General features: G+C 66.9%; 20 protein-coding genes. 7 read left to right on the plus strand and 13 right to left on the minus strand.

What is annotated here, in order from left to right:
• Positions 1-31: 31 nt before the first annotated feature.
• Both LRR16_RS09390 and LRR16_RS09395 read right to left on the minus strand, forming a co-directional pair.
• Positions 32-1,270 carry a branched-chain amino acid ABC transporter substrate-binding protein gene (locus LRR16_RS09390; RefSeq protein ID WP_006576140.1) on the minus strand — a complete coding sequence of 413 codons (1,239 nt, stop codon included), beginning with the start codon at positions 1,268-1,270 and terminating at the stop codon, positions 32-34.
• A gap of 164 nt (positions 1,271-1,434) precedes the next feature.
• On the minus strand, positions 1,435-3,060 hold the full coding sequence (locus LRR16_RS09395; RefSeq protein WP_043437580.1) for a 3-(methylthio)propionyl-CoA ligase: 1,626 nt from the start codon (positions 3,058-3,060) through the stop codon (positions 1,435-1,437).
• A 454-nt stretch (positions 3,061-3,514) separates the two neighbouring features.
• Between LRR16_RS09395 and LRR16_RS09400 the strand changes: the two genes are divergently transcribed.
• The 5 genes from LRR16_RS09400 to LRR16_RS09420 all read left to right on the plus strand — a co-directional run bounded on the left by LRR16_RS09400 (position 3,515) and on the right by LRR16_RS09420 (position 7,569).
• Entirely contained in the window at positions 3,515-5,125 is a 1,611-nt protein-coding gene (locus LRR16_RS09400; protein WP_232205688.1) for a YdiU family protein, read from the plus strand.
• A 66-nt stretch (positions 5,126-5,191) separates the two neighbouring features.
• Complete coding sequence (gene msrB / locus LRR16_RS09405; protein WP_232205689.1) at positions 5,192-5,641, plus strand: peptide-methionine (R)-S-oxide reductase MsrB; 450 nt, start codon at positions 5,192-5,194, stop codon at positions 5,639-5,641.
• 129 nt (positions 5,642-5,770) lie between these two features.
• Complete coding sequence (locus tag LRR16_RS09410) at positions 5,771-6,334, plus strand: septation protein A (RefSeq protein WP_064573482.1); 564 nt, start codon at positions 5,771-5,773, stop codon at positions 6,332-6,334.
• A 38-nt stretch (positions 6,335-6,372) separates the two neighbouring features.
• Positions 6,373-6,687: a BolA family protein gene (locus tag LRR16_RS09415; protein ID WP_052511271.1), complete on the plus strand. Its 315-nt coding sequence runs from the start codon at positions 6,373-6,375 to the stop codon at positions 6,685-6,687.
• 87 nt (positions 6,688-6,774) lie between these two features.
• Positions 6,775-7,569 (plus strand): peptidylprolyl isomerase, encoded by a 795-nt coding sequence (locus tag LRR16_RS09420; RefSeq protein WP_053821898.1) that lies wholly within the window; start codon positions 6,775-6,777, stop codon positions 7,567-7,569.
• 139 nt (positions 7,570-7,708) lie between these two features.
• Here LRR16_RS09420 and LRR16_RS09425 read toward each other — a convergent pair whose 3' ends face one another.
• Complete coding sequence (locus LRR16_RS09425) at positions 7,709-8,323, minus strand: DUF1439 domain-containing protein (RefSeq protein ID WP_006576147.1); 615 nt, start codon at positions 8,321-8,323, stop codon at positions 7,709-7,711.
• Between the two features lie 82 nt (positions 8,324-8,405).
• Complete coding sequence (locus tag LRR16_RS09430; RefSeq protein WP_006576148.1) at positions 8,406-8,606, minus strand: SlyX family protein; 201 nt, start codon at positions 8,604-8,606, stop codon at positions 8,406-8,408.
• Between the two features lie 674 nt (positions 8,607-9,280).
• Here LRR16_RS09430 and LRR16_RS09435 point away from each other — a divergent pair.
• Entirely contained in the window at positions 9,281-10,231 is a 951-nt protein-coding gene (locus LRR16_RS09435; RefSeq protein WP_006580244.1) for a DMT family transporter, read from the plus strand.
• Between the two features lie 37 nt (positions 10,232-10,268).
• Here LRR16_RS09435 and LRR16_RS09440 read toward each other — a convergent pair whose 3' ends face one another.
• The 3 genes from LRR16_RS09440 to LRR16_RS09450 form a co-directional block, all read right to left on the minus strand.
• On the minus strand, positions 10,269-10,643 hold the full coding sequence (locus LRR16_RS09440) for a hypothetical protein (protein WP_232205691.1): 375 nt from the start codon (positions 10,641-10,643) through the stop codon (positions 10,269-10,271).
• Between the two features lie 60 nt (positions 10,644-10,703).
• On the minus strand, positions 10,704-11,222 hold the full coding sequence (locus LRR16_RS09445; RefSeq protein WP_043437575.1) for a nucleoside deaminase: 519 nt from the start codon (positions 11,220-11,222) through the stop codon (positions 10,704-10,706).
• Positions 11,223-11,306: 84 nt separating this feature from the next.
• Positions 11,307-12,785, minus strand: coding sequence for a nucleobase:cation symporter-2 family protein (locus tag LRR16_RS09450; protein WP_232205692.1), 1,479 nt, complete (start codon positions 12,783-12,785; stop codon positions 11,307-11,309).
• 149 nt (positions 12,786-12,934) lie between these two features.
• Between LRR16_RS09450 and LRR16_RS09455 the strand changes: the two genes are divergently transcribed.
• On the plus strand, positions 12,935-13,849 hold the full coding sequence (locus LRR16_RS09455; protein WP_006577888.1) for a LysR family transcriptional regulator: 915 nt from the start codon (positions 12,935-12,937) through the stop codon (positions 13,847-13,849).
• 84 nt (positions 13,850-13,933) lie between these two features.
• Here the strand turns inward: LRR16_RS09455 and LRR16_RS09460 are convergent, their stop codons facing one another.
• From LRR16_RS09460 to tssH, 6 genes are all read right to left on the minus strand, one after another.
• Positions 13,934-14,812 carry an energy transducer TonB gene (locus LRR16_RS09460; protein ID WP_232205693.1) on the minus strand — a complete coding sequence of 293 codons (879 nt, stop codon included), beginning with the start codon at positions 14,810-14,812 and terminating at the stop codon, positions 13,934-13,936.
• Between the two features lie 7 nt (positions 14,813-14,819).
• On the minus strand, positions 14,820-15,752 hold the full coding sequence (locus LRR16_RS09465; protein ID WP_232205694.1) for a DUF6708 domain-containing protein: 933 nt from the start codon (positions 15,750-15,752) through the stop codon (positions 14,820-14,822).
• A 1-nt stretch (position 15,753) separates the two neighbouring features.
• Entirely contained in the window at positions 15,754-18,480 is a 2,727-nt protein-coding gene (locus LRR16_RS09470) for a T6SS effector BTH_I2691 family protein (RefSeq protein WP_232205695.1), read from the minus strand.
• The gene (locus LRR16_RS09475) at positions 18,477-19,352 is read right to left on the minus strand and encodes a DUF4123 domain-containing protein (RefSeq protein ID WP_232205696.1); all 876 of its coding nucleotides are present in this window, start codon (positions 19,350-19,352) and stop codon (positions 18,477-18,479) included. Before LRR16_RS09475 ends, LRR16_RS09470 begins: the two co-directional genes overlap by 4 nt.
• Positions 19,352-22,150, minus strand: a complete 2,799-nt coding sequence (locus LRR16_RS09480; protein WP_232205697.1) for a type VI secretion system Vgr family protein — start codon at positions 22,148-22,150, stop codon at positions 19,352-19,354. Before LRR16_RS09480 ends, LRR16_RS09475 begins: the two co-directional genes overlap by 1 nt.
• 71 nt (positions 22,151-22,221) lie before the next feature.
• Entirely contained in the window at positions 22,222-24,960 is a 2,739-nt protein-coding gene (gene tssH, locus LRR16_RS09485; protein ID WP_232205698.1) for a type VI secretion system ATPase TssH, read from the minus strand.
• Positions 24,961-24,972 lie beyond the last annotated feature (12 nt).

A 24,972-nucleotide genomic window follows, 5' to 3' on the forward strand; every position in this document is an offset into this window, starting at 1 on the left:
CGCGGGCGCGCCGCGTGTGGCGCGTCCGGGATCAGCCTGGACGCTTCATCTGGCAGGAGGTGGGCTGGGCGGCGACATGCGCGTCCAGCACCGCGTTGGTCTTCCAGCCGTAGCCGGTGTTTTCCTGGTCGTACTTGACTTCCTTGCCGTCGACCTTGGTCCAGGTCGCGATGGTCAGCGGCTGCTGGGCCTGGTGGTCGGTCGCGCGCATCTCGACGGTGCCGTTCATGCTCTCGACCTTCATGCCCTCGAGCGCCTTGGCCACCTTGACCGGATCGGTCGACTTGGCGTTCTTGAAGGCCTGGCTGAGCATCGCGATGCCGGTATACGAGGCCATCACGTAGAAGTCGTCGTTGTACTTCTTCTCGTAGCCCTCGATCACTTCCGAGCCGCGGAAGCCCTTGTTGTTCGGGTTGTAGTAGCCGACGTAGCGCACGCGCTCGGCTCCCGCCGCGCCCATCGCGGTCGGCACCCCGGTGGTGGCCGCGTAGTAGGTGTAGAAATTGGCGGTCAGCCCGGCATCCTTGGCGGCCTTGATCAGCAGCGCGAGGTCGCTGCCCCAGTTGCCGGTGATCACGGTATCGGCGCCGGCCGCCTTGATCTTGGCCACGTAGGGCGAGAAGTCCTTGACCTGCGCCAGCGGGTGCAGGTCCTCGCCGACCACCTGGATGTCCGGGCGTTTGCGCTTCAGGTATTCCTTGGCGGCGCGCGCGACCTGGTGGCCGAACGAGTAGTTCTGGTTGATCAGGTAGACCTTCTTGACGTTCTGGTCCTGCGCCAGATAGGTGGTCAGCGCCTCCATCTTCATGTCGGAGTTGGCGTCCAGACGGAAATGCCAGTAGTTGCATTTCGAGTTGGTCATGTCCGGATCGACCGCGGCATAGTTCAGATAGATGATCTCCTTGCCCGGGTTGCGCTCGTTGTGCTTGGCCACCGCGTCCTGCAGCGCCAGGCCGACCGACGAGCCGTTGCCCTGCACCACGTAGCGAATGCCCTGATCGACGGCCTGCTTCAGGATCGTCAGGCTTTCCTGCGGCGACAGCTTGTTGTCGAATCCCACGACCTCGAACTTGTGCCCGCCGGCCCAGTTCTTCTGATTGGCCAGCTCGGCGACGTACTGCCAGCTCTTGAGCTGGTTCTGGCCGACCGGCGCCATCAGGCCAGACAGCGGATCGATGAACGCGATCTTCACCGTATCGGCCGCGGCGGCTCCCGAACCGAGCGCAGCCATCAATGCCACGCCGGCGACGAGCGGACGCAATCTGATCATGGTTTGTCTCCTTCTCTCTTTCTCTCGTTGGCTATCGTGATGAGCGGGCGCTCGGGGCTGCCGCTTTTATGCTGTCTCGCGGCTTGCCCGATGGTCCCGTTTGCTTCTACCGCGGCGCCGGGAAGACGCCGCCGCTGCTGCACGTGCCCTGCGACGGCCCTGGTTCAGGCCGTCGGCAGCCGATAGTCCTTGAACTGCTCGCGCAGCTTCAGCTTCTGCATCTTGCCGGTGGCCGTCAGCGGGATCTCGTCGACAAAGGCCACATCGTCGGGGATCCACCATTTGGCGACCTTGCCCTCGAAGAAGCTCAGCAGCTCCTCGCGGGTCAGCTCGGAGCCAGGCTTCTTCATCACCACCAGCAACGGCCGCTCGTCCCACTTGGGATGGTGGACCGAAATGCAGGCGGCCATATGTACCGCCGGATGCGCCGCGGCGACGTTCTCGACGTCGATCGACGAAATCCATTCGCCGCCGGACTTGATCACGTCCTTGCTGCGGTCGGTGATCTGCATATAGCCGTCCGCATCGATGGTGGCGACATCCCCGGTCGGGAACCAGCCGTCGGCCAGCGGCGAGCTGTCGCTGCGGTAATAGCGGTCGATGATCCAGGGGCCGCGCACCATCAGGTCGCCGAAGGCCTTGCCGTCCCATGGCAGCTCGCGCCCTTCGCCGTCGACGATCTTCATGTCGACGCCGTAGATGACGCGGCCCTGCTTTTCCAGGATGGCCTGCTGCTGCTCCGGCGGCAGCGATAGATGCTTGTTCAGCAGCTTGCAGGTGGTGCCCAGCGGCGACATCTCGGTCATGCCCCAGGCATGGATCACCTCGACATCGAGCGCGTTCAGCGCCTTGATCATCGCCGGCGGCGCGGCCGAGCCGCCGATCACCGTGCGCTTGAAGCTGGAGAAGCGCAGCTTGTTGGCCTGCACATGCTGCAGCAGGCCGAGCCAGACCGTCGGCACGCCCGCCGAAAAGGTGACCTGCTCCTGCTCGAACAGCTCGTACAGCGAGGCGCCGTCGAGCTTGGCGCCGGGGAATACCAGCTTGGCGCCGACCAGCGGCACCGAGTACGGCAGGCCCCAGGCATTGACGTGGAACATCGGCACGACCGGCAGGATCACGTCCTTGGCCGAGCAGCCCAGCGCGTCGGGCAAGGCGGACGCATACGAATGCAGCACCGTCGAGCGATGCGAATAAAGGGCGCCCTTCGGATTGCCAGTGGTGCCGGACGTGTAGCAAAGGCTCGACGCGGTGTTCTCGTCGAAGCTCGGCCAGCTGTAGTCGCCGTCCTGGCCCTCGATCAGGTCCTCGTAGCACAGCAGCGGCAACTTCGATTCGGCCGGCAGGTGCGCGCGGTCGCTCATCAGCACCCAGCCCTTGACCTGCGGGCAATGCGGCGCCAGGCCCTCGACCAGCGGCAGGAAGGTCAGGTCGAAGAACACATAGCGGTCTTCGGCGTGATTGACGATATAGGCCAGCTGCTCGGGGAACAGCCGCGGGTTGATCGTGTGGCAGACCGAACCCATGCCCGATACCGCGTAGTAGATCTCGAGGTGGCGGTAGCCATTCCACGCCAGCGTGCCGACCCGCTCGCCGGGCTGCACGCCCAACTTGCCCAGCGCCTGCGCCAGCTTGCGGGCGCGCAGTTCGCAGTCGCGGTAGGTATAGCGGTGGAGATCCCCTTCGGTGCGCCGCGAAACGATTTCGGTGCTGCCGTAATGGCGGGCGGCGTGGGTGATGATGGAGGAAATGAGCAACGGCGCGCCCATCATTTGTCCCATCAATGCCATGGGAATGGTCTCCTTTATCGGTGGCGACGTCCGCCCCGGCAACGCCGAGAAGCGAACAATCGTTCTTTTTTTAGGCCGACAAAAACCTTCCAGCGGAAGGCGTCGGCAGACACGCTCGCACTTTCCATCGATGCACTACCCCGGTGCACTGCGGGCGTGCAAGCGGGCGGCATGACGGGAAGACTGCCGGTGATGGCCGCGCCGCGCGATGGGTACAAGCAGGAGCAAGCGTGAACAAGCGGGAACACCGGCCGCGGCGCCGCGGTCAGACCAGGGAAAATGCGGCGTGCAAGTACAATACTGCCAGCCATGTTGCACCTCAACATGTCGTTTTCCCTAGCCTGCAAGCGCACTTCCAGGCAGGCCTCCGATTGCAGGCTGTTGCACCGCGCCGGTCCCCAGCCACCCTCCGCGACCATTCGCGCCCGGCGCGTGATGCCAAGGCCCCGACCTCATGTCCTCTGATCCGACCCCAGCTGTCTCCCCCGCTCCGGCCCCGTCGTCGCCTGCGACCAGCACGCAGCCGCCCTTCTCCGTGGCGCCGGGGTTTGCCGCGCTCGGCGAGCGTTTCTTCACGCGCCTGCGCCCCACGCCGCTGCCCGCGCCGTATCTCGTGGCCGTGGCGCCCGCCGCGGCGGAACTGCTGGGCTGGCAATGGAGCGACGGCGCCAGTGCCGGCAACGCGCTCCCGCCGGACTTCGCCGAGATCTTCATCGGCAACCGCGTGCCGGACTGGGCCGATCCGCTGGCCACCGTCTACTCGGGCCACCAGTTCGGCGTCTGGGCCGGCCAGCTCGGCGACGGGCGCGCGATCCGGCTCGCCGAGGCGCAGACCGCCAACGGTCCGTGGGAAATCCAGCTCAAGGGCTCCGGCAAGACGCCGTATTCGCGGATGGGCGATGGCCGCGCCGTGCTGCGCTCGTCGATCCGCGAATACCTGTGCTCGGAGGCCATGGCCGCGCTGGGCATCCCGACCACGCGCGCGCTGTCGATCGTCGGCTCCGACGCGCCGGTACGCCGCGAGACCATCGAGACCGCCGCGGTGGTCACGCGCCTGGCGCCCACCTTTATCCGCTTCGGCCATTTCGAGCATTTCGCCGCGCACGACGACGTGGCGGCGCTGCGCCAGCTGGCCGACTTCGTCATCGACCGCTTCATGCCGGAATGCCGCGACAGCACCGGCGGCGAGACCATCAGCCCCTACCAGGCGCTGCTGCGCGAAGTGTCGCTGCGCACCGCCGACCTGATGGCCCAGTGGCAGGCCGTGGGCTTCTGTCATGGCGTGATGAACACCGACAACATGTCGATCCTCGGCCTGACCATCGATTACGGCCCCTTCGGCTTTCTCGACGCCTTCGACGCCAACCATATCTGCAATCACTCGGACACCCAGGGCCGCTATGCCTACAGCCAGCAGCCGCAGGTCGGCTTCTGGAACCTGCATTGCCTGGCGCAGGCGCTGCTGCCGCTGTGGCTCGAGCGCGGGGATGGCGAGGCGCCGACCGAAGCCGCCAAGGAGGCCGCGATCGAGGCCGCGCACGCCGGGCTCGATCCCTTCCGCGACCGCTATGCGCAGCGCTTCTTCCAGCTGTACCGCGCCAAGCTGGGCCTGGCCAGCGCCGATATCGACCACGCGGCCGATGAGGCGCTGCTGACCGACCTGTTCCGCCTGCTGCATACCCAGCGGGTCGACTACACCTTGTTCTGGCGCAACCTCGCCCGCATCTCCTCGGCGGACGGCAGCCGCGACGCGCCGGTGCGCGACCTGTTCATGGACCGGGCCGGCTGGGACGCGTGGGCCGAACGCTACCGCGCCCGCCTGCGTGCCGAGAACTCGGACGACGCGGCCCGCGCGGCATCGATGCTGGCCGTCAATCCGAAGTACGTGCTGCGCAACCATCTGGCCGAGGTGGCGATCCAGCGCGCCAAGGAGAAGGACTTCAGCGAGGTGCAGCGGCTGCTGGCGGTGCTGTCGCGGCCATTCGACGAGCAGCCCGAGGCCGAGTCGTATGCCGCGCTGCCGCCGGACTGGGCGTCCGGTATCGAGGTAAGCTGTTCGTCCTGATATCGGTCCCCATCTCGAACCGATCCATCGAACCCAACACCGATCGCCCCCACAAGGATCCGCATCATGCCCGTCAACAAGACCGAAGCCGAATGGCGCGCGCAACTGTCCGACATCGAATACCGGGTCGCGCGCGAGGCCGCCACCGAACGCGCCTTCACCGGCCGCTACTGGGACCACTGGGAGCCCGGCATCTACCGCTGCGTGGGCTGCGGCACGCCGCTGTTCGAGTCCACCACCAAGTTCGATGCCGGCTGCGGCTGGCCCAGCTATTTCCGGCCCATCAACGGTGAGGTGATCGACGAACACGTCGACCGCAGCCACGGCATGGTCCGCATCGAGGTGCGCTGCAAGGAATGCGGCAGCCATCTGGGCCATGTGTTCGAGGATGGGCCCGCGCCGACCGGCCTGCGCTATTGCATCAATTCGGCTGCGCTAAAATTCGACGACCGCGAACCCGAAGCGGGCTCCGGCGAGGATGCCAGCCACGCCGGCAAGTCCGGCACGCCTGGCTGAGCCGCAGCGCTGACCAACGCACGCCGACCAACGCACGCTGACCAACGCACGCTGACCCGCCGCGGCCAGACCCCACGATAACGATTCCGCGATGCCGCGCGCCGGCATCGCCTTCCCCGACGGACCCGCATGAAATTTCTGTTCGACCTGTTCCCGGTCATCCTGTTTTTCGTCACCTTCAAGCTGGCGGGCATCTTTGCCGCCACCGCGGTCGCCATCGCGGCCACCATCGTGCAGATCGGCTGGGTCTGGCTGCGCCACCGCAAGGTCGAACCGATGCAGTGGATCAGCCTGCTGATCATCGTGGTGTTCGGCGGCGCCACGCTGCTGCTGCACAACGAGACCTTCATCAAGTGGAAGCCGACCGTGCTGTACTGGCTGTTCGCGGTCGCGCTGCTCGCCTCCGCCGCGATCTGGCGCAAGAACCTGATCCGCGCCATGATGGAAAAATCCGTCAAGCTGCCCGAGCCGGTCTGGGGACGCCTCAATACCGCCTGGGCCGGCTTCTTCGCCGTGATGGGCGTGCTGAACCTGTGGGTGGCCTACCAGTTCTCGACCGACATCTGGGTCAACTTCAAGCTGTTCGGCAGCATGGGCCTGATGCTGGTCTTCATCGTCGCGCAAAGCCTCTGGCTGTCGCGCCATATGAACGAAAACGCGCCCGAAAAAGCGCAGGAAAGCGCCCGCGATTGAGCAAGGGCATCGCAACCATGAACCACGTCTCTTCTTCGTTGCCTCCCGAAAACTCCGGAAGCCCCGAAAGCCCCGCCGGCGATACCGCCGCGCAGATCGATGCGCTGCTGCGCGCCGAACTGGCCCCGTCGCAACTGACGGTGCGCGACGACAGCGCGCTGCACGCGGGCCATCCGGGCGCGGCCTCCGGCGGCGGGCACTATCATGTCACCATCGTCAGCGAACGCTTCGCCGGCGCGAGCCGGGTTGCCCGGCATCGCATGGTGTATGATGCGCTGCGCAGTCTCTTCCCCATGCGGATCCATGCCTTGGCAGTGTCCGCATTCACCGAGCAAGAGTATTCCGCGCAGTGACCATCATCCGCGCGGTGTCTGCACAAGCCTCTGCGCAAGTATCTGCATAATCGTCCAGCCTTCCCCAGACTTCCCAACACTGATTCCATGAAGACCACTGTCCTCTCGTTCAGCCTGGCGGCTGTGCTTGCCGCTGGCAGCTTGCCCGCACTCGCCCAGAATGCCGCCGTCGTCAATGGCAAGGGCATTCCGTCGGCCAAGCTCGACAAGCTGATCGCCGGCACCGGCCAGCCGGATTCCCCGGAGCTGCGGGATCGCGCGCGCAATATGCTGATCGACCGCGAACTGCTGGTGCAGGAAGCCACCAAGCGCGGCGTCACGCAGAACCCGGACGTGCAGGAGCAGCTGGAACAGGCGCGCCTGAACGTGCTCGCCGGCGCGGTGTTCGAAGACTATGTGCGCACCCACGGCACCAGCGATGCCGAGCTGCGCAAGCAATACGACAAGATCAAGGCCCAGTTCGGCAACGGCAAGGAATACCGCGCCCGCCATATTCTGGTCGAGAAGGAATCGGAAGCGGTCGCGATCATCGCCAAGATCAAGGGCGGCGCCAAGTTCGCCGACGTGGCCAAGGCCTCGTCGAAGGATCCGGGCTCGGCCGCCAACGGTGGCGATCTCGACTGGGCCAGCAGCAACAGCTATGTGCCGGAGTTCTCGGCCGCGATGGCCGGGCTGAAGAAGGGCCAGATGACCGAGACCCCGGTCAAGACCCAGTTCGGCTGGCACGTGATCCTGCTCGAGGACGAGCGCGAGACCAAGATCCCGACCTTCGAGGAAGCCAAGCCCCAGCTGCAGCAGATGCTGATGAGCGACCAGAACTGGCAGCGCGAGCAGTTCCAGTCGATGATGAAGTCGCTGCGGGACAAGGCCAAGATCCAGTAAGCCATCCCGTCATTCCCGCGCACGCGGGAATCCAGCGTCTTTGGCAGGCCACTGGGTCCCCGCCTGCGCGGGGACGACAAAGAAAAACCGGCGCTTTAGGCGCCGGTTTTTCTTTGGGGCGGCGAGACCTTGGCCCGCCCTACTTCGTGTCGATCTTCACCGCGATACCATCCTCGGTCACGGTGATCGCGCCGGGCTCGACCTGCTTGCCGTTGACCTGCAGTTCCTCGGGCTTGAACGTGTGCAGCGGATAGTCCTTCAGCAGTTCCTGCGCCACCAGATTGCCCACCGCATTGAGCTGCGCGCTGTATTGGCCCGGCACGCCGTCGACCTGCACCTGCTCGACGGTCGGGTTGTCGAGCAGCACCGCGCGCTTGACCGGGTCGTAGCGCAGGCCGCTGTTCAGCGCCAGCGTGCCGTTGATCGGCGGCGCCGGCAGCAGGCTGTTGGTCAACTGCGCATCGACCTGCGTGGTGATGCGGTTGCCCGCCGCATCGAGCGTCAGCCGCGGCCGGGTCAGCCGGACGTCGAGCACTTGCGCATAGCGCAGCGTCGCCGGAAAGCGGCCTTCGACGGCGCGCTGCAGTTCCTGTCTGGTGAAGGTGTATTCGCCGGTCCAGATGTTGTAGCCGGCGATGGCGGCGCCCGAGAGCACGGCGAGGCCGGCACCGAGGCCAAGCGCCGCGGCGGTTGCCGTGGCCGCCAGGGGCCGCCGGAGGCCCCGGCGGCGGCCATGCGAAGGGATCGAAGACATGCGCGATGCTGGAGTGGTCACCTCGGTCAGACCCGGGCGGCGTCCCGGCGTTCCACCATCGGCGGTCCAGGGCGGCAATGGCTCAATAGTGCGGCGGTATTTCGTGCACCGACCCGTCGGCCGCGGTGCCCGTGGCGGCGGGCAATTGCTGGTACAGCGCCTGCATTTGCTCCTGCAGCAATTCGATCTGCCGCTGCTGCTTCGCGACGGTCAGGTTCAGCGTTTCCAGCAGGTCTTCCTGGAAGGCCAGCTTGACCTCCAGCTCGGTGATTCGCGATTCCATGAGGTCCTCCAATGCCAGATGTCAGACATACGGGCGGGCATGCGCCCGCGGGGCGCGCATTGTACCGGACCGGCGCCCCGGCCCGGGCCACCGCGGACGGGGTTGTCAGCACATCATAGAGCGTGTACGCTTGCGCGAGTCGTGCCGCGGAGAGCATTCGATTTCGGTCTGATTCCGATAGATCGCCCCCGCCGACGCACCGGCCGTCCCATGACGGTCGTGTGACGGTTTTCCACCCCTTTCGGTTCCGCTTGGGTTCCATGACGCCTGTACGCCGCGCTTCTTCGATTGCCGATCCGGTCCTGCCGACCGGTGGCGCGCGCGCGTCGGCGCCTCCCCGCGTTTCTCCTGTCTGGTCGCCGCCGGCCGCTGTCTGCTCGCCCCCGGCTGACGTCGCCGTCGTCGTGGCAGGCGTAGCACCGCCGCGCGCTGTCGTGGCCGGTGTTGCACCGCCGCCGCGCGCCGTCGTCGCAGCGGTCGCCCCGCCGCCCGCGGCCGTCCTCGGCTGACCCCAGCCGACCCCCACTCTTCCGTCTGACCGTGCGCGCCCGGCGCGCGCGAACGCCATTGCCGCCTGCTCGATGCCGCGCATCGCGCCGATGCCGGCTCGCATTCGCAGCCGGCGTTCGCTCACGGTCGACCGAAGCCCGTCACACCAATGACAGGTGAAACCGATGAACTTCCAAAGATTCGCGCATGCGGCGCGATCGACGTTGTCCTTGCTGTCGCTCTCGTCCTTCTCGACCTTCTCTTCCCGGCTGTTTCCGTCGTTGCCGGATACCTGGGCCGCCCACGGCTCCACGGCGCTGTTCGTGCTGCTGTGGAGCAGCGGCGCGATCGTCGCCAAATGGGGCCTGGCCTATGCCTCCGCCTTTGCCTTCCTGACGCTGCGCTTCGTGCTGGCGTTCGGCGTGCTGCTGGCGATCGCCGCATGGCGCCGCCGCTGGCTGCCCGAGCCCGGACAGCGGGCGCGGGTCGCAATGGTCGGGCTGCTGCTGACCGGCTGCTATTCGATCTGCTACCTGCTGGCCCTGGACCGCGGCGTCACGCCCGGCATGCTGGCCACGCTGCTCGGCGCCCAGCCGATCCTGACGCTGCTGCTGACCGAGCGCCGCTTCTCGGCGTTGCGGCTGGTCGGGCTGGTGCTGGCGCTGGCGGGGCTCGTGATGGTCGTCTACCAGGGCATCGGCATTGCCGGCACCCCGGTGGCCGGCATGCTCTATGCGCTGACCGCGCTGGCCACGATGACGGCCGGCACCATCGTGCAGAAAGGCATCCGGCAGGCGCCGATCGACGTGATGCCGCTGCAATACGGCATCGCGCTGCTGATGTGCCTGGCGCTGCTGCCGTTCGAGCCGATCCACGTCTCGTGGACGCCCGCGCTGCTGCTGCCGCTCGGCTGGATGGCGCTGGTGATCTCGATCGGCGCAACGCTGCTGCTGTACCGGATGATCCAGGGCGGCAATCTGGTCAACGTGACCAGCCTGTTCTACCTGGTGCCCGCCGGCACCGCGGTGCTCGACTATCTGATCCTCGGCAACCGGCTCGCGCCGCTTGCATTGGCCGGCATGGTTACGATCCTGCTCGGGCTGGCGCTGGTGTTTCGGAACAAGCCCGGCGCTTGATGGGTCCGTGCGACGTCGCTCCGCCGGCCGCCACTGCTCAGGGCGGCGGCCGGCGCCGGCGGGCCAGCACCGCGCCCAGGATCAGGCCGACCACCAGGGCGACCACGATCCACAGCCATGACGCGGCCGTCGGTGGCGCCGTAGCGGGCGCCGTCGGCGACCCGGGGGCGGCGGTTGGCGTCACGCCGGCCATCGTCGCGGTCAGCGCCTGCCAATCGGCTTTCGTGATCTGCGTCATGCGGGCCGCATCGGGCAGCCCGAACACGCAGATCTCGCCGCCCGGCAACTGGCAGAAGCGCTCGGCCGGGCAAGCCTTCAGGATCTGTGGGGTTTCTCCCGTGCCGCACCGTGCGCCGGCGCTCTTGAGCACCTGCAGGGTGACGTCGGGATGCTTGGTCAGTTGTTCCGGCATGGTGCCTCCCGCTGACATCGGCGACGAAACGCGTCGCAAGCGCGAGGCCCCTGCCCCGCCTTACTTCCAGAACCCAGTATGGGACTGGGCCGCCTCGTCTTCCAGCATCGGACCGTGCACCTCGATCTGGCGCTGTCCCCGCGCGAAGACTTCGCGGCAAGGCAGCGAGAAGGTCGGATTCTCCGGATGGTCGCCGGTCAGCCCCAGCAAGGTGTGCTCCGACAGCGCATAGACCACGCGGCCGATATTGCACCAGTAGATCGCGCCGGCGCACATGCAGCAGGGTTCGGCGCTGGTGTACAGCGTGCAGCGTGCCAACTGTTCCGGACTCAGGCGCTTGGCGGCCAGCGCCGCCGCGGCCAGCTCCGCATGCTGGGTCGGATCACCCTGCGGCGGCATCGAGTTGTTGCCGGCCGACGCGACGATATTGCCGTGCTCGTCCGCCACGATCGCGGCAAAGGGATGGCGGCCGTTCTGCTTCGATTGCTCGGCCAGCGCGATCGACTCGCGCAGCAGCCGCAGGTCCAGTTCGGACAGCGTGGAGGTGGTGGTACGGGTCTGGGTGTCGATGGCTGGCATCGGACGATTCTCCTGGCAAAGATGCGCGTGATGGCGCGATTCGATTCGATCCAAATAGATTGCGGCCGGCATGGCCCCTTGAGATCAGGACTGGCCCGAGGCGACGGCATGCTCGCTGTCGGTCACCGCGGCCTGCGATGTCCCACGATTGAGCAACAGGTTCAGCAGCACGGCCGTGATCGCGCCGAGGAAAATGCCGCTGTCGAGCACCAGCTTCAGCGGCCCTTCGACGCGCTCGAACAGCGCCGGCAGCGACATCGGCAATACGCCCACGCTGACCGACACCGCGACGATGATCGCGTTGCGCGTGCCGTCGAACTTCACGCGCGACAGCTCCTGGATGCCAGCCACCGTCGTCATGCCGAACATCACGATCGCGCAGCCGCCCAATACCGGCCGCGGTACCGATGCAATCAACGCGCCAAGCTTGGGGAACAGGCCCATCAGCACCATGATCGCGCCCGCCGAGGCGACGACATAGCGACTCTTGACGTTCGAAAGCGCGATGAGCCCGGTGTTCTGCGTGAACGCGTTATAGGGAAAGCTGTTGAAGACGCCGCCGAGCATCGTCGACAGTCCATCGGCGCGGAAGGCATCGCCCAGCGTGCGCTGCGTCGACGGCCGGCCGACGATGGTGCCGATCGCCAGCACATTGCCGGTGGTCTCGGCCATGATCACCAGCATCGCCAGCAGCATCACCAGCGTCGGCATCGGGGCGAACGACGGCGCGCCGAACGCGAACGGCGGGCTGATCTCGAACCAGGCGGCACGCCCGACCGCGTCGAAACTGGTCATGCCGCAGGCCATCGCGATCGCGGTGCCCGCCAGCAGGCCGATCAGCACCGATAGATTGCCGATAAAGCCGGAGAAGAGCGCATAGACGAACAGCGTGATGGCGATCGTCGCCAGGCCGAGCAGCAGGTTCGGCGTCGCGCCAAAGTCCGGTGCCGCGGGATTGCCGTCGCCCAGCCAGATCGCCGCCGCGGGCATCAGCGTGACGCCGATGATCACGATCAGACTGCCGATCACCACCGGCGGAAACCAGCGCAGCAGCCGGCTGAACAGCGGCGCGATCGCGATGGTCAGTGCACCGGCGGCAATGACGGCACCGAACACATGGCTGAGCCCGTATTGCTGGCCGATCAGGATCATCGGCGCGATCGCGATAAACGAACAACCCTGGATCAGCGGCAGGCGTGCGCCAAAGCGCCAGAAGCCCAGTGTCTGGATCAGCGTCGCGATGCCCGAGGTCAACAGATTGGCATTGATCAGCGTGACCATCTGCTGCTGGGTCAAGCCCAGCGCGCTGCCAAGAATCAGCGGCACCGCGACGGCGCCCGCGTACATCACCAGCACGTGCTGCAGGCCGAAGCTGGCCAGCTGCCGCACCGGCAATCGTTGGTCGACGGGGTGGACGGCCGGGCGGACGTCCGGGTGGTTGGCCGATTGATAGGCCGATTGATAGGCCGATTGATAGGCCGATTGATAGGCCGAGTCACCGGCCGAATGAGCGGCCGGCTCCTGCGGCATCGGTTCTGGTCCCGCCTGCTGCTGCGAATGCATCGTGGTCTCCTCCGTCTGGTCTGTGGTCCCGCGCTTTTGCGCCGGCCGGATCGGTGCGCCATAATCCGGCGGGTTTGCGCGGCGGGCCAAATCGGCAGCCATCGATTTTTTTGATAGGCAGTTTTTTGACGGGCAGGAGTCAGGCGGCGATGCGCTATTCGCTCGATCAGCTGGAAATGTTCACCCTGGTGGCCAGCACCGGCTCGTTCTCGGCCGCGGCCCGGCAACTGCGCAAGACGCAGTCCGCGGTCAGCACCGCCATCGCCAATCTGGAGGCCGACCTCGGCCTGGTGCTGTTCGAACGCGGCGGCAAGGCGTCGACGCTGACGCCGGCCGGAGAAAAGCTGCGCAACGAGGCCGAACTGGTGCTGGAGCGCTGCCTGCAACTGGAGGCGCATGCCAACGAGCTGGGCGAACGCGTCGAGCCGGCGCTGACGCTGGCGATCGAAGTCCCTTACTCCACCCTGATGCCGCCGCTACGCGACTTTGCCGAACGGTTTCCGCATGTCGACCTGCAGATCCGGCATCCGCTGCATGGCGATGTGGCCGAACTGCTGGCGCGCGGCGAAGCGGACCTGGGCATCGCGTTCTCGCAGCCGGCCTACCCGCGCGATCTCGGCTTTGCCCAGATGGGCAAGCTGATCCTGTCGCATGTCGCCCACCGCGACCACCCGCTGTCGCAATTGAAGCGCGTCGATTTCGCCGACCTGCGCGCGCACCGGCGGCTGGTGTTCAGCGGCCACAACCACAAGCTGCCCAGCAGCGAATACCTCGATGCGACGCGATGCTGGCAGGCGGAGAGCTACGCGGCGCTGCTGGAACTGGCGCGCACGGGCCTAGGATGGACCACGCTGCCGCGGCAACTGATCCTGTCCGAATTGGCGTCAGGCGAACTGGTGGAACTGCCACTGACCGCTTATCCGTACACCGACTGGCTGGTCGGTGTGGATCTGATCTGGGCGAAGGCGCATGTGCTCGGCAAGGCCGGGTTGTGGTTGAAGCGCCGGCTTGGCGAGCACAAGGTGTATGAGGTCGATCGGGAGGGGAAGAGGACGACGTTGTAGGTTGGCGTCGTCATTGGCAGTGCGACACGCGCATACCCCGCCTCTGCACTACCCGCAATTCGCGCTACCCAGCCCTACCCGACGTTAGCCGCCGGCGCGAACGACAAACGACTGTGTCGTCGTGAACGGCACCAGGGCACCGCTACCCCGAGCTGAACAACGCATGCCGTTCATCGCCCGGCGCGCCGCGTTGTCGACTGGCTGAAAGCCCGACGGTTTCTCCACCGCAGTGCGGGCGACGGAGCCATCCTCGCCGATCCAGACCCGTACCGTCACCGAAACCGGCTTGTCGGGCAGCTCGCTGACCAGGCTCAGGCGCGGCTGGGAGCAGCCGACATTGGGCGGCAGCCCTTCCCGATAGCTGACCGGCGCGGATGCCGCGGGACGCGGTGAGGTTTCTTCATTGCGGCAGATCGCCTGCTGTTCCTCGAACACCTTGCGCATCGCCTGCAGCGTCTTCGGCTGCGTGGCGGCGCCGGCGGACCACTTGGCCGCCAGCGGTGCCGGCAGGGCCTTGCCGACGACCGCGGATTCCTCGGGCGTCAGCCGGAAAACGAGATTGCCCGACGCCAGCCGTTCGGCTCGCGCCTGCTGGATGCGCTTGCCTTCCGGGGTATCGAGGAAGCGCGTCAGGGCAAGGAACTCGTCCCTGGAGAAATCCTCGGCGAGCGGATAGCCGATCCGGTTCGCGACGGTGCGCGGCTCCAGGGCAGACAGGCAGGCCGCGCGCGCCGGCGGCACCTTGTCGCCTTGCTGCTTCAGCGTGCCTTTTGCGGCGGCGATCACTTCGCCAGTGGCGACGGCTTCGGAGACGCGTTTTGCGGCGCGTTCCAGCGCAGCGGCGCCGTCTGCATTGCCGGCATCGGCGGCGACGGCCACGCCTGCAACGACCATCAGCGCCACGGCGGCCGTCAGCGAGCCAGGCCATCCGGCTCGCCGGAACGATGCGGCATCGCGCGTCATTCGGCGCTCAGCGTAGATTCGGCGGATTGCTGCTTGCATCCTTGACATAGGGATCGTCCTTCGAGACGGGCGCGGCCTCTTCGATGTCCTTCGGCCAGACCGGCACCCGGCAAGTTCTCATGACCAGCGCGCGCGTGCACGCCAGCAGAAGGTTGAATGGCCACATCAGCCAATAGATCGGCGGGGAACCGGCGTCATTGGCGAAGACACGTTCCAGGCCGACGCGGAAGCGCTCGCGCCGCCCGTCGATCGGCACGCAGTACCGGATCCGGTCGATCAGGTCCTTCGGCCCCTCTTCCATATACCGCCGCAGGAATTCCCAATGCGCCTTCAAGCGCTGTGGGTCGACTTCCCACAGCGAAAACGCGAACTGCTCGCGTACCGTGACGCCGTCGCGATCCAGCACCAGGCCGCGAATATCGCGCACCGGCTGAACCGAGCCGGAACAGCGCCCGAGCGTGAAGAACACATCGTCCCAGCGCACGCTCAGGATGCTGCCATCCAGCCGGAACACATGCAGCATCCGGTTGCGCCGATCCAGCCGGATCGGATAGTGCGTGTAGCGCCCGAGCTCCCGGCGTGCCATCCATACCGACAGCGCCACGATGGGCGCCATCACGAATGCCACGAAGCCGAGGAAGACGGCGGCGGTACCCGGGGTGTACAGCCCCAGCGCCAGCGGCCGCTGCGCGGCCAGGCTCATGGCGACGAAACCGCCGACGCAGACCATGATCACGACCAGCGCCATCAGCGTCAGCGCGCCCCGGGAGTCGTAGTAGCGGTCGACCGAATCCAGATAGCTGGAATTGATCTTGATCACGCAGAGCTGATCGTGCGGCTCGACCTGCAGACGCTGCCCCTGACGCAGGCGGTGAGCGCGCTCGTCGTCGTCGATTGGCCGGTTGACGCGGTACTTGCGCACCAGTCCCGTGAAATCCATATCAGTCCTTCGTGGCCAGCTTCAGCTGTTCCATCTCCTCTTCGACGTCCCCATAGCGCTCGTCGCTGAGGCTGCCCCAATAGCAGCGCTCGAGCCAATCCTGGATCTTGTCGTCGGCAAGCCAGGCGATCAGCCCCGCGATTACGAACATCACGATGGCAATCACGATGCCCCAGCCCGTCATGCCGACGTACACGGCCCAGACCATCAGCAGCCCCACCGCCGCCGACAGCACGTAGAGCCCGCCGACGATCACGTTGCCCTCCGAGAATTCGAGCCGTGCCTGGTTCAGATCGAGCACCGCGATGATGACACCGCCGACCGCGGTCGCGCGGCGCCCCACACTCTCCAGCATCTTGGCTAGCGACGCGTCCAGTGCGCGCCCGAACTGCAGGCCGAATGTGACGCGGGCCTTGGCGACCTTCGACACCAGTTCGATGATGCCGCCCGCGACGCCAACCACCCCGCCGAGAATGCGCCCCCATGTATCGCCGACCTTGTGATTCATCGAGTCGTCGCTGTCGCTCCACAGCTTGATCAGCAGCACGATATCGAGAACGGACGACGCCGCGCCGACGCGCACATCGGTATTGATGACGCCTTTCCATGCACCGGGCAGGCGCATCAGCGCATAGTTGTTTGGTAGCCGCAACGAGCGGGCCAACCACGCGGTACGCTGTGCCTTGGTCAGGCCGGAGGGCATGCCTTTCAGATGAGCGGGATCGACCAGCACCAGGAAGGACTTGTTGGTCGTTCCCTCCATCGGCAGTCCATGCACCTCGAGGCGCCGCAGCTCCAGCTCGACCGGGTCGTACAGGGCTCGGCGCGACGGCACATCCTGCCCCGCCTCCGCGCTCAAATTGCGGATCTTGCGGATCAGTTCGCGGCGGAACGTCCGGTAGTCGCCCTCGACCTGCAGCGGCACCATGGCCTTCCTGGACAACATGCCGAACAGAACGGCGATGCCCTTGATCGGCCCATCGGTGGTCGCCTTGCTCAGCGCCCATGCCAAAGGACCGTTGATGCCGAGAATGAAATTGGCAATCAGGCACGACGCCGTGGCCGGGTTCGACACGCGCTGGAAGGCGAAGTCGTAGACCTTGATCAGCGAAGGCCAGGACAGGTTCCACGGATCCACGCCGCTCGATGACGCCTTCGCGGCAGCCGCAAGCACGTCCTGCTGATTGAAGCCCAGCGCGCGCAGCAACAGGTTCTTCTGGTCGTCGGGACTTCCGTCGAGCCACTTCTTGTACAGATCGAAGCAGATCGGCTTGTCCTGCGTATTGCCGATACACAGCATCACGGCGCCGGTATAGGCCTCGCCGCTGCGCATATTGGTCTCGTCGTAGTTGCAGGCGAACACGTTGGCCATCGCCTCGCTCTCGAGCCACGCACGATGCGCCTTGGCCAGCGGATCGATCGTCTTCTTGTTGAACCCGTCGAGCGCGCGGTCGAATGCCTTCTGGAAATCGTCGCGGGCCTTCTCGTCATAGCGCTTCGCGCCGGTCACCATGCGCGTCTCGTACTTGGTCCACGAGCTGCTGCGCGCCTGGTGAAGGCGGGCCTTGGGCACATTGCGATAGGCCTCCGCAATACTGCGATTGCGGGCCTTCTCGGGTTCGCCGAGCAGCCATTCGGCCAGCATCTTGCCGGCCGCCAGGGTCTCCGCGCCCGCGCCGCCCGGAATCGGCATCGCATGCGGATCCGCGGTGCCGTAGATCTCGACGTTCTGGGCGCTCTCCTCGGCCGTACGCATGACTTCGAGTTCGGCATGGTTGCCGATCGACTCGCGGATCGACATGATCGCCTGCGACACGGCCAGCTTGCGGGCGCGGTCGGGATCTTCGTACAGGAAGTCCTCGTAGCACTCCCGCATCAGCGGATCGAGTTCCGACGCGATGCCGACCGGGTCCCACAGTGCCGCCAAGGCCGGCCGATACGGGGCGGCGGCGGTCTCGGCCCACTTCAGAAGATCGGCCTCTTGCTCCTTGCAGGCATTGAAGTCGTGCGGCGAGAAGCTGAAAGCCGGGTATGCCTTGATCACGATGGTCGGCAGCGTATGCGCGTCCGGATGACTTTCCGGCATCGGTTGCGCGGGCGTGTCCTCGACCGTCGCGCCCTCGGCACGGAACTCGGCCACCAGCTTGCCGGCGTCGGTCAGCGGGGCCATGTGAGGCAAGGCCGCACCGCCACCGCGCCACTTGTCGATATCGATCCGGCGCATATGCTTCTCGCGCCAGGCTTGGCGCTTGTGCCGCTTCTTGACCTCCTCGGTCCACATCACATCGGAGAAGCCGATCCAGACCGGACCGGCGACATGGGCGTCCTTGACCGTGATGCAGCGCGCGATCACCGCATCCTGCTTGTTGCTGCAGCTGAATTCGATGTCTTCCGGCAGCGGCGGTGCCGGGTCGTTGAAATCGAACTCATACAGGTAGCCGGCCTCGGTCACGACGTAAGCGGACCACAGGCCGCGCTTCTCGTTGAAGACGTAGAGGTAGCCGCCGCGCAGCAGGCGCAGGGTGTAACGGGCCACGTCCTCCGGCAACGAGATGGCCGTCACCTTGTCGCCGAACTGCGGATCGAGCGCCGGCGGTACCGGGGCCAATTGCCGTCCGCTCCTGTTCTTTCCGGTGCGGCCGATCGCGTATCGTACGGGCAGGATGGGCAGCCCTTCCTTGTCGCAGAAGGGGCATTTGGACGCTTCCTCGATGGCGGCTGCGTTCATGTCGCTTTATCCAGTAGTCGATCGTTGTGGTCCGTTCCGGTTGCAGGCGGAACGCCCAGCGGGTCGTCGGTCAGTTCGGCACAGGCGCCGACGTAGCTTAGTTCGCCGGCCTCGGCCTTTTGCAGCGCCGCCCTCAGCGCGGGATGGGCGTCGGGGCGGCCTTGCATCGCCACGCATTGGACGGCGTATAGCCGGCGGTCCGCGTCATCGCGCAGGTTGTGCCGTTGCGTGGCTTCGACCAGCGCTTCGTCCAGCTGCCGGCCCAGCGCGACCGCGTCGGCGCAGGGCCAACCGCCTCTGACCAGCGTTTGCAGGCAACCGTTGACCAGCCCCACACGCCGCAGCGGCCCGATCTGGCCGGTCCGGACCCGCAGCGGCAGATGGGGATCGCCGCTGGAGATGTGCTGGCGATGCTGCCCGATGGAGTCGACCCAATGCCATTGCGCGACAGGCCCCATCAGGGCGTCGAGTTGCGCCTCGTCGAGGATGCCCAGCAATTGCGTCATCACGCGCGGATCGCTGAAGCGCAGCAGAAAGCGGCCGCTGGCGGGCGCGCTTAGCAGCTGCGCCGTACCGAGATGGTGGGCAATCCGTTCGGTCGCGTGCTCGCTGACCAGGCAGGCGCTGAAATATGGGCGCAGATAGTCCTGCTGCCAGCGCGACGCGGCTTCGATCAGGCCGATCTTCTGCTGGCGATCGAGCTCGGCCAACGCAAGCAGTGCCGGCATCAGATGCGGCTGAACGTCGACGCCCCGAGGCACGAGCGGCGTCACCGGATACGCGGCCACGGCCTGCCGCCCCAGCTGCAGCGGGCTCAGCACGACGTGCGTGAAATCGTCCAGGAAGCGATGATGCAGATCGAACATCGCCATCAGCCCAACGGCACCAGCGCGTCGCCCGCGGCTTCGGCGCCGCGCGTCTTGAATTCGCACAGCCCCAGGTCGCCCTTGGCCAGCGAATTGTTCGCCTCGGCACCGCCCGGCCCCACAAACCGATGCCCCGCCCCCTTGAACTCCACCTTCCCGGGCGCGTGCAGTTCAATCTTGCCGCCCAGCACGCGGATCTGCGCGCCGGCGGCGTTCAGCAGCACGTGCTGCTTGCCCTCGACCGTAACGTTGGCCTGCGTCGAGGCGATCGTCACCGTGCGCTCGGCGGCGTAGCGGCTGGCGCCGGTCAGGCTGGCGACTTCGACCTTGCCGGCGGCGGCGTGCAAGGCCATGCCTTTCGCGTCGCCGCCCTTTTGCCCGGTCTGCGTACCTTGGCCGGTGGAACCAGAGCTTGAGCCGGAGCCCGAGCCCCCCTGCCCATCGGTAAACAGGCTAAGACCATCGGCCACCGCGACGGCGAGATTGCCGCCTGCCGCCAGATTGAAATGTTCCCCGGCCACCAGCGTGGCATTGGTGCCCGCGACGAGCACCGCATCGGCCGGCGTCGACAGCGCCACGCCCTTCGGGCCGGAGACCACCAGATGCGGCTCGCTGTAAGCAATCGCAGAGCCGCCGTCCTCGGCCTTCGCCTCGGTACGCAGCACCTCCGCGCTGCGCTTCAGCGATTCGAGCGCTGGCAGTGCATCGGCAGCGGGCTCGCCTGGCAGCGCGGCCTTCTGTTTTGCGGCCCGCTGCGCCAGCGTGCGGGCGAGCTCCAGGCTGTCTTCGACCTGCGTCGCCGCCTGTTCGCTCTGCAGCAGCGGTTGCGTGACGCTGCCATCTTCGGCGGCGATCAGCAGCCCGGAGCCGGCGCGGACGCTGCCGGAAGCGTCGGTGGCGAGCGCCGCGCCGTGGCCCAGGTCCGCCTCGCGGGCGTTGTCGCGCTGGAACAGGTGGTGGCCCAGCGTCAGCGACGTCGCGGCCTGCGTGGTCGACAGCAGCGTGCGGCTCTGGCCCTCGGTGTCGTCGAACACCAGCTGGTTGTAGCCGCCGTTGCCGGTCTGGCTCGCGGACAGCGCCTGCGTCTTGATGCCGGACAGCACGGCGTTGTGTGCGTGCGCCTTGTCGTTCTTGCCGTCACCGGCGAACCAGGCGGGGGCATTGCCGGTCGCGTTGGCGGCGCCGGCGTGTTGCTTGTTGATCTGCGCGTCGGGCTCGCCGGCGCCGTTGTAGGCCGCGCCGACGACCACCGGCCGGTCGATATCGCCGTTGACGAACTCGACCACCACTTCCTGGCCAACGCGCGGCAGCGCGACGCCGCCCCAGTTGTCGCCGGCCACCGGCGTGGCAACGCGCAGCCAGCAGCCCAGTGCGGACTCGGCCCGGGCGTTGTCGTCGCCGGCCGGGTGGGATTGGCGGCTGGATGAACGCCCGCCGCGCTGCCAATGGAATTGCACCTTGATGCGATGGTCCCGATCGGTATGGACAGGACCGCCGTCGCCGACGACCAGTGCGGTCTGGCCGCCGCGCACGGTGGGACGCGGATGCAGCAGGCGGCCGTCGTCGCCGCGCAGCGCGGGGCGGTATGGCACGCTCGCGCGCACGGCGGTGAAGCGGTTGCGGTATAGCGGCAGCGTTTCGTTGTCGCCGGCCGGCGCCAGGCCCGTCATCGCCAGCAAGGCTTGGCCGAATCCCTCGTTGAAGTTGTTGCGGGCCTCGTGCGTAACCGACAGCACCACGAAGCGGCGGCCGTCGTCCTCGTCGCCATCGTGCTCGTAGTGATCGAGCAGAGAGAACGTGGTGGCCGGCGCCAGCGTGCGGACCGTGCCGCCGCCATGGAAGGCCTTGTTGCGAACCTCGAGCGATTCCATCGCGATGCGCGCGATGCGCTGCGCCTGCTCGGCATCCTCGAACGCGTACTGGCCGACGTAGTCGGTGTCGGTCAGCGCGGTGGCTTGCTCGCCGTTGTCGTGGTGCGTGCTCAGCGTGGCGCTGCGCAGCGAGGCGGTGCGGTAGTCCCAGGTCGCCAGCTCGACCGCATTGGTCTGCCACTGGCGCTCGCCCTGCCATTCGGTGATCACGTCCTCCGAAGCGGTCGCATCGGCGCGGCCGAAGCGGATGCTGGCCTGCGCGTTGTCCTTGAAGACGTCGTTGCGATCGGCGATCACCATCCGATGCAGGCCGAGGGCGTCGCCATCGGCAGCCTCGTGCTCGAAGTAGTAGAACAACCCCTCCTCGGCCAGCAACCGCGTCACGAAGTGGAAGTCGGACTCGTCGTACTGCGTCACCACGCTGCGCTTCGGATAGATCGCGGGGTCGACCACCGCCCAGCGCCATTCCGGCACCAGCTTGCCCTGCCTGCGGTAGTCGCCGAGCACGCTGTCGACGACTTCGATCACCGACATGTCCTGGAACAGGAAGCTGTCGTGCCGATGCCGCAGGAAGGCCAGCCACGGCTCGATCACGAGCCGGTAGCGCGCCAGGCCGCCATTGGCGCCGACGCGCTCGAACACCGTCACATGGCCGTGCAACGCGCGCGGCTTGTCGCGGCTGAGCTGCGTCAGCAGATCGATGCGCACCGGCTGGCCGAGCAAGGCGGCCGGATCGAGCTTCGCGTCGTCCGACAGCGCCGACAGCTCGATACGAAAACCGCCGCCATCGAGCTGTTCGCGCGCGAGCAGACGCTCGGCCAGCAGCACGTCGTCGCCCAGCGGCGTCGCTAGCCGCAGCAGCCGGTCGTGCTGGCGGAAGGCCGCGCGCAGTTGCGCCGCCAGTTCATGCGCCATATCGGTCAGTACGCCCATCGCTGCCTCGACTGTGAGTTACGGTGTCAATCGACTCAATCGACTCAATCGACTCAATTGACTCAATTGACTCAATTGATCTTGTAGCGGAAGCCGCCGTTCTTGTTGACGCCGACCTTGATCTTCTGGATCGCCTCGCCCTGCGCCATCTTCGCCAGCACGGACTGCGCGATCTCGGGCAGCAGCGTGCCGTTCAGGATATGGTCGACCGCGCGCGCGCCGGTATCGACCTCGGTGCAGCGCTGCAGCACCGCCTCGGTCACGGCGTCATCCCATTCGAAGACGGCGCGGTGGTTCTGCTGAACGCGCTCGCCGATGCGGCGCAGCTTCAGCTCGATGATCTCGACCAGCGTGTCGTCGCTGATCGGGTAGTACGGCACCACCTTGGTCCGCCCGATAAACGCCGGCTTGAAGGTCTTGTACAGCGTCGGGCGCAGCGCCTCGGTCAGCGCGTCGGCGTCCGGCAGTTCTTCGGCCGACTTGTTCAGGCAGGCCTGCATGATCGAGGCCGAGCCCGCGTTGGAGGTCAGGATGATGATGGTGTTGCGGAAGTCGATGGTCCGGCCCTCGGCGTCCTCCATCCAGCCCTTGTCGAAGACCTGGAAGAACATCTCCAGCACGTCCGGATGCGCCTTCTCGATTTCGTCGAGCAGCACCACGCTGTACGGGTTGCGGCGCACCGCCTCGGTCAGCACCCCGCCCTCGCCATAGCCGACATAGCCCGGCGGCGAGCCCTTGAGCCCCGACACGCTGTGGGCCTCCTGGTACTCGCTCATATTGATGGTGATCAGCTTGCGCTCGCCCCCGTACAGGATGTCGGCCAGCGCCAGCGCGGTCTCGGTCTTGCCGACGCCGGACGGGCCGACGAACAGGAACACGCCGCGCGGCTTGTGCGGGTCTTCCAGATTGGCCGCCGCGGTACGCACGCGCTGCGCCACCGCTTCGAGCGCGTGCGGCTGGCCGACCACACGCTCCTCGAGCAGCGGCTTCAGGTTCATCACCGTGTGCAACTCGTCCTTGACCATGCGGCCCAGCGGAATGCCGGTCCAGGCGGAGACGATCTCGGATACGACCTGGCCGTCGACCTGGATCGGCACCAGCGGCTTTTCGCCCTGCAGTGCGCGCAGTTCGGCCTTCAGGCGCGACAGTTCGTCGGCCGGGGCCGCCGGCGCGGCGGCCTTGCGACGGCGCCCGGCGGCGGGCGCGATATCGCTGTTGGCAGCGACCGGCTCGGCTTCCTCGACGGCGGCCTCGACAGGAGCAGCGGCCTCGCCCGTACCCGCATCCCTCGAGCGCAGCAGCGCGACAATCCGTTCGACCAGCTCGCGTTCGCGTGCGAGCCGTTCGTTACCCGCGGCAATGCGCTCGCGCAGCGCCTGCTCCTGCTTTTGCAACTCGGCCAACCGTGCCTGATGCTGTCCGCCGGTCGACAGCTCGCGCTGCAGCGCGCCGATCTCGACGGTCAGGCGCTCCAGCGCCTTCTGGTCCTGTTCGATCTCGGCCGGCGTCGCGCTGTGCGCCAGCGCCACCTTCGCGCAGGCGGTGTCGAGCACGCTGACGGCCTTGTCCGGCAATTGCCGGCCGCTGATATAGCGGTGCGACAGCCGCACCGCCTCGGTGATCGCCTCGTCGAGCACGCGCACGTCGAAGTGCCGCTCCATCAGGCCGACCATGCCGCGCAGCATCGCCGAGGCCAGCGCCTCGTCCGGTTCCTCGACCTTGACGACCTGGAAGCGCCGCGCCAGCGCGGCATCCTTCTCGAAGTACTTCTTGTATTCGGCCCAGGTCGTGGCCGCGATCGTACGCAGCTCGCCGCGCGCCAGCGCGGGCTTCAGCAGATTGGCGGCGTCGTTCTGGCCCGCCTGGCCGCCCGCGCCGATGATGGTGTGCGCCTCGTCGATGAACAGGATGATCGGCTGCGGGCTGCGCTTGACCTCGTCGATCACGTTGCGCAGCCGGTTCTCGAATTCGCCCTTGACGCTGGCGCCGGCCTGCAGCAAGCCCATGTCCAGCGTACGCAGTGCGACGCCGCGCAGCGGCGGCGGCACGTCATCGGCGGCGATGCGCAAGGCCAGCCCTTCGACCACCGCGGTCTTGCCGACGCCGGCCTCGCCGGTCAGGATCGGGTTGTTCTGCCGGCGGCGCATCAGGATGTCGATCATCTGGCGGATCTCGGCGTCGCGGCCGATCACCGGATCGATGCGGCCGTCGCGCGCGGCGGCGGTCAGGTCGACGGTGTACTGGTCCAGCGCCGGGGTCTTCGACAGCGCGCCCTGCCCCGAGGGCTCGTCGGCCGCCGCGGCGCCCGCGTCCGCGAATGCCACGGCCTGCTCGGCCTCTTCCGAGCCCTTGGTCAAGGCGGCCAGTTCATGCTTGAGGCGCTCGACCGGGAACTGGCCGAAACGTTTGGAGCCGCGCTCGGCCAGCGGCGCCAGGCTCGGCTCGGTCAGCAGCGCCAGCAACAGATGACCGGAGCGGATGCGCGTGGTCTGCGAATCGAGCGAGGCGATCAGCCAGGCATGCTCGAACAGCTTCGGCAGCCACGGCGAGAACGCCGGCGTGCGCCCATTGCCCGTCTGGAAGCGCCCCAGCTCCCTGTCCAGATCGCTTTGCAGCGCGGCCGGATCGATACCGCTCGCCTTGGCCGCGACCGACACGTCGCTGCGGGGATTCTCCAGCAACGCCAGGAACAGATGCTCCAGGTCGACCTCATAGTGGCCGCGCGCCATGCACAGCGAGGCGGCCCGTTCGGCGGCCTGCCGGCTGGTGGCATTGAGCTTGGCGATCAGCGTCTTCAAGGGGGTGGCCATGATGGCTCGGCT

The sequence above is a fragment of the Cupriavidus sp. UGS-1 genome (assembly GCF_021213615.1).
GTDB lineage: Bacteria > Pseudomonadota > Gammaproteobacteria > Burkholderiales > Burkholderiaceae > Cupriavidus.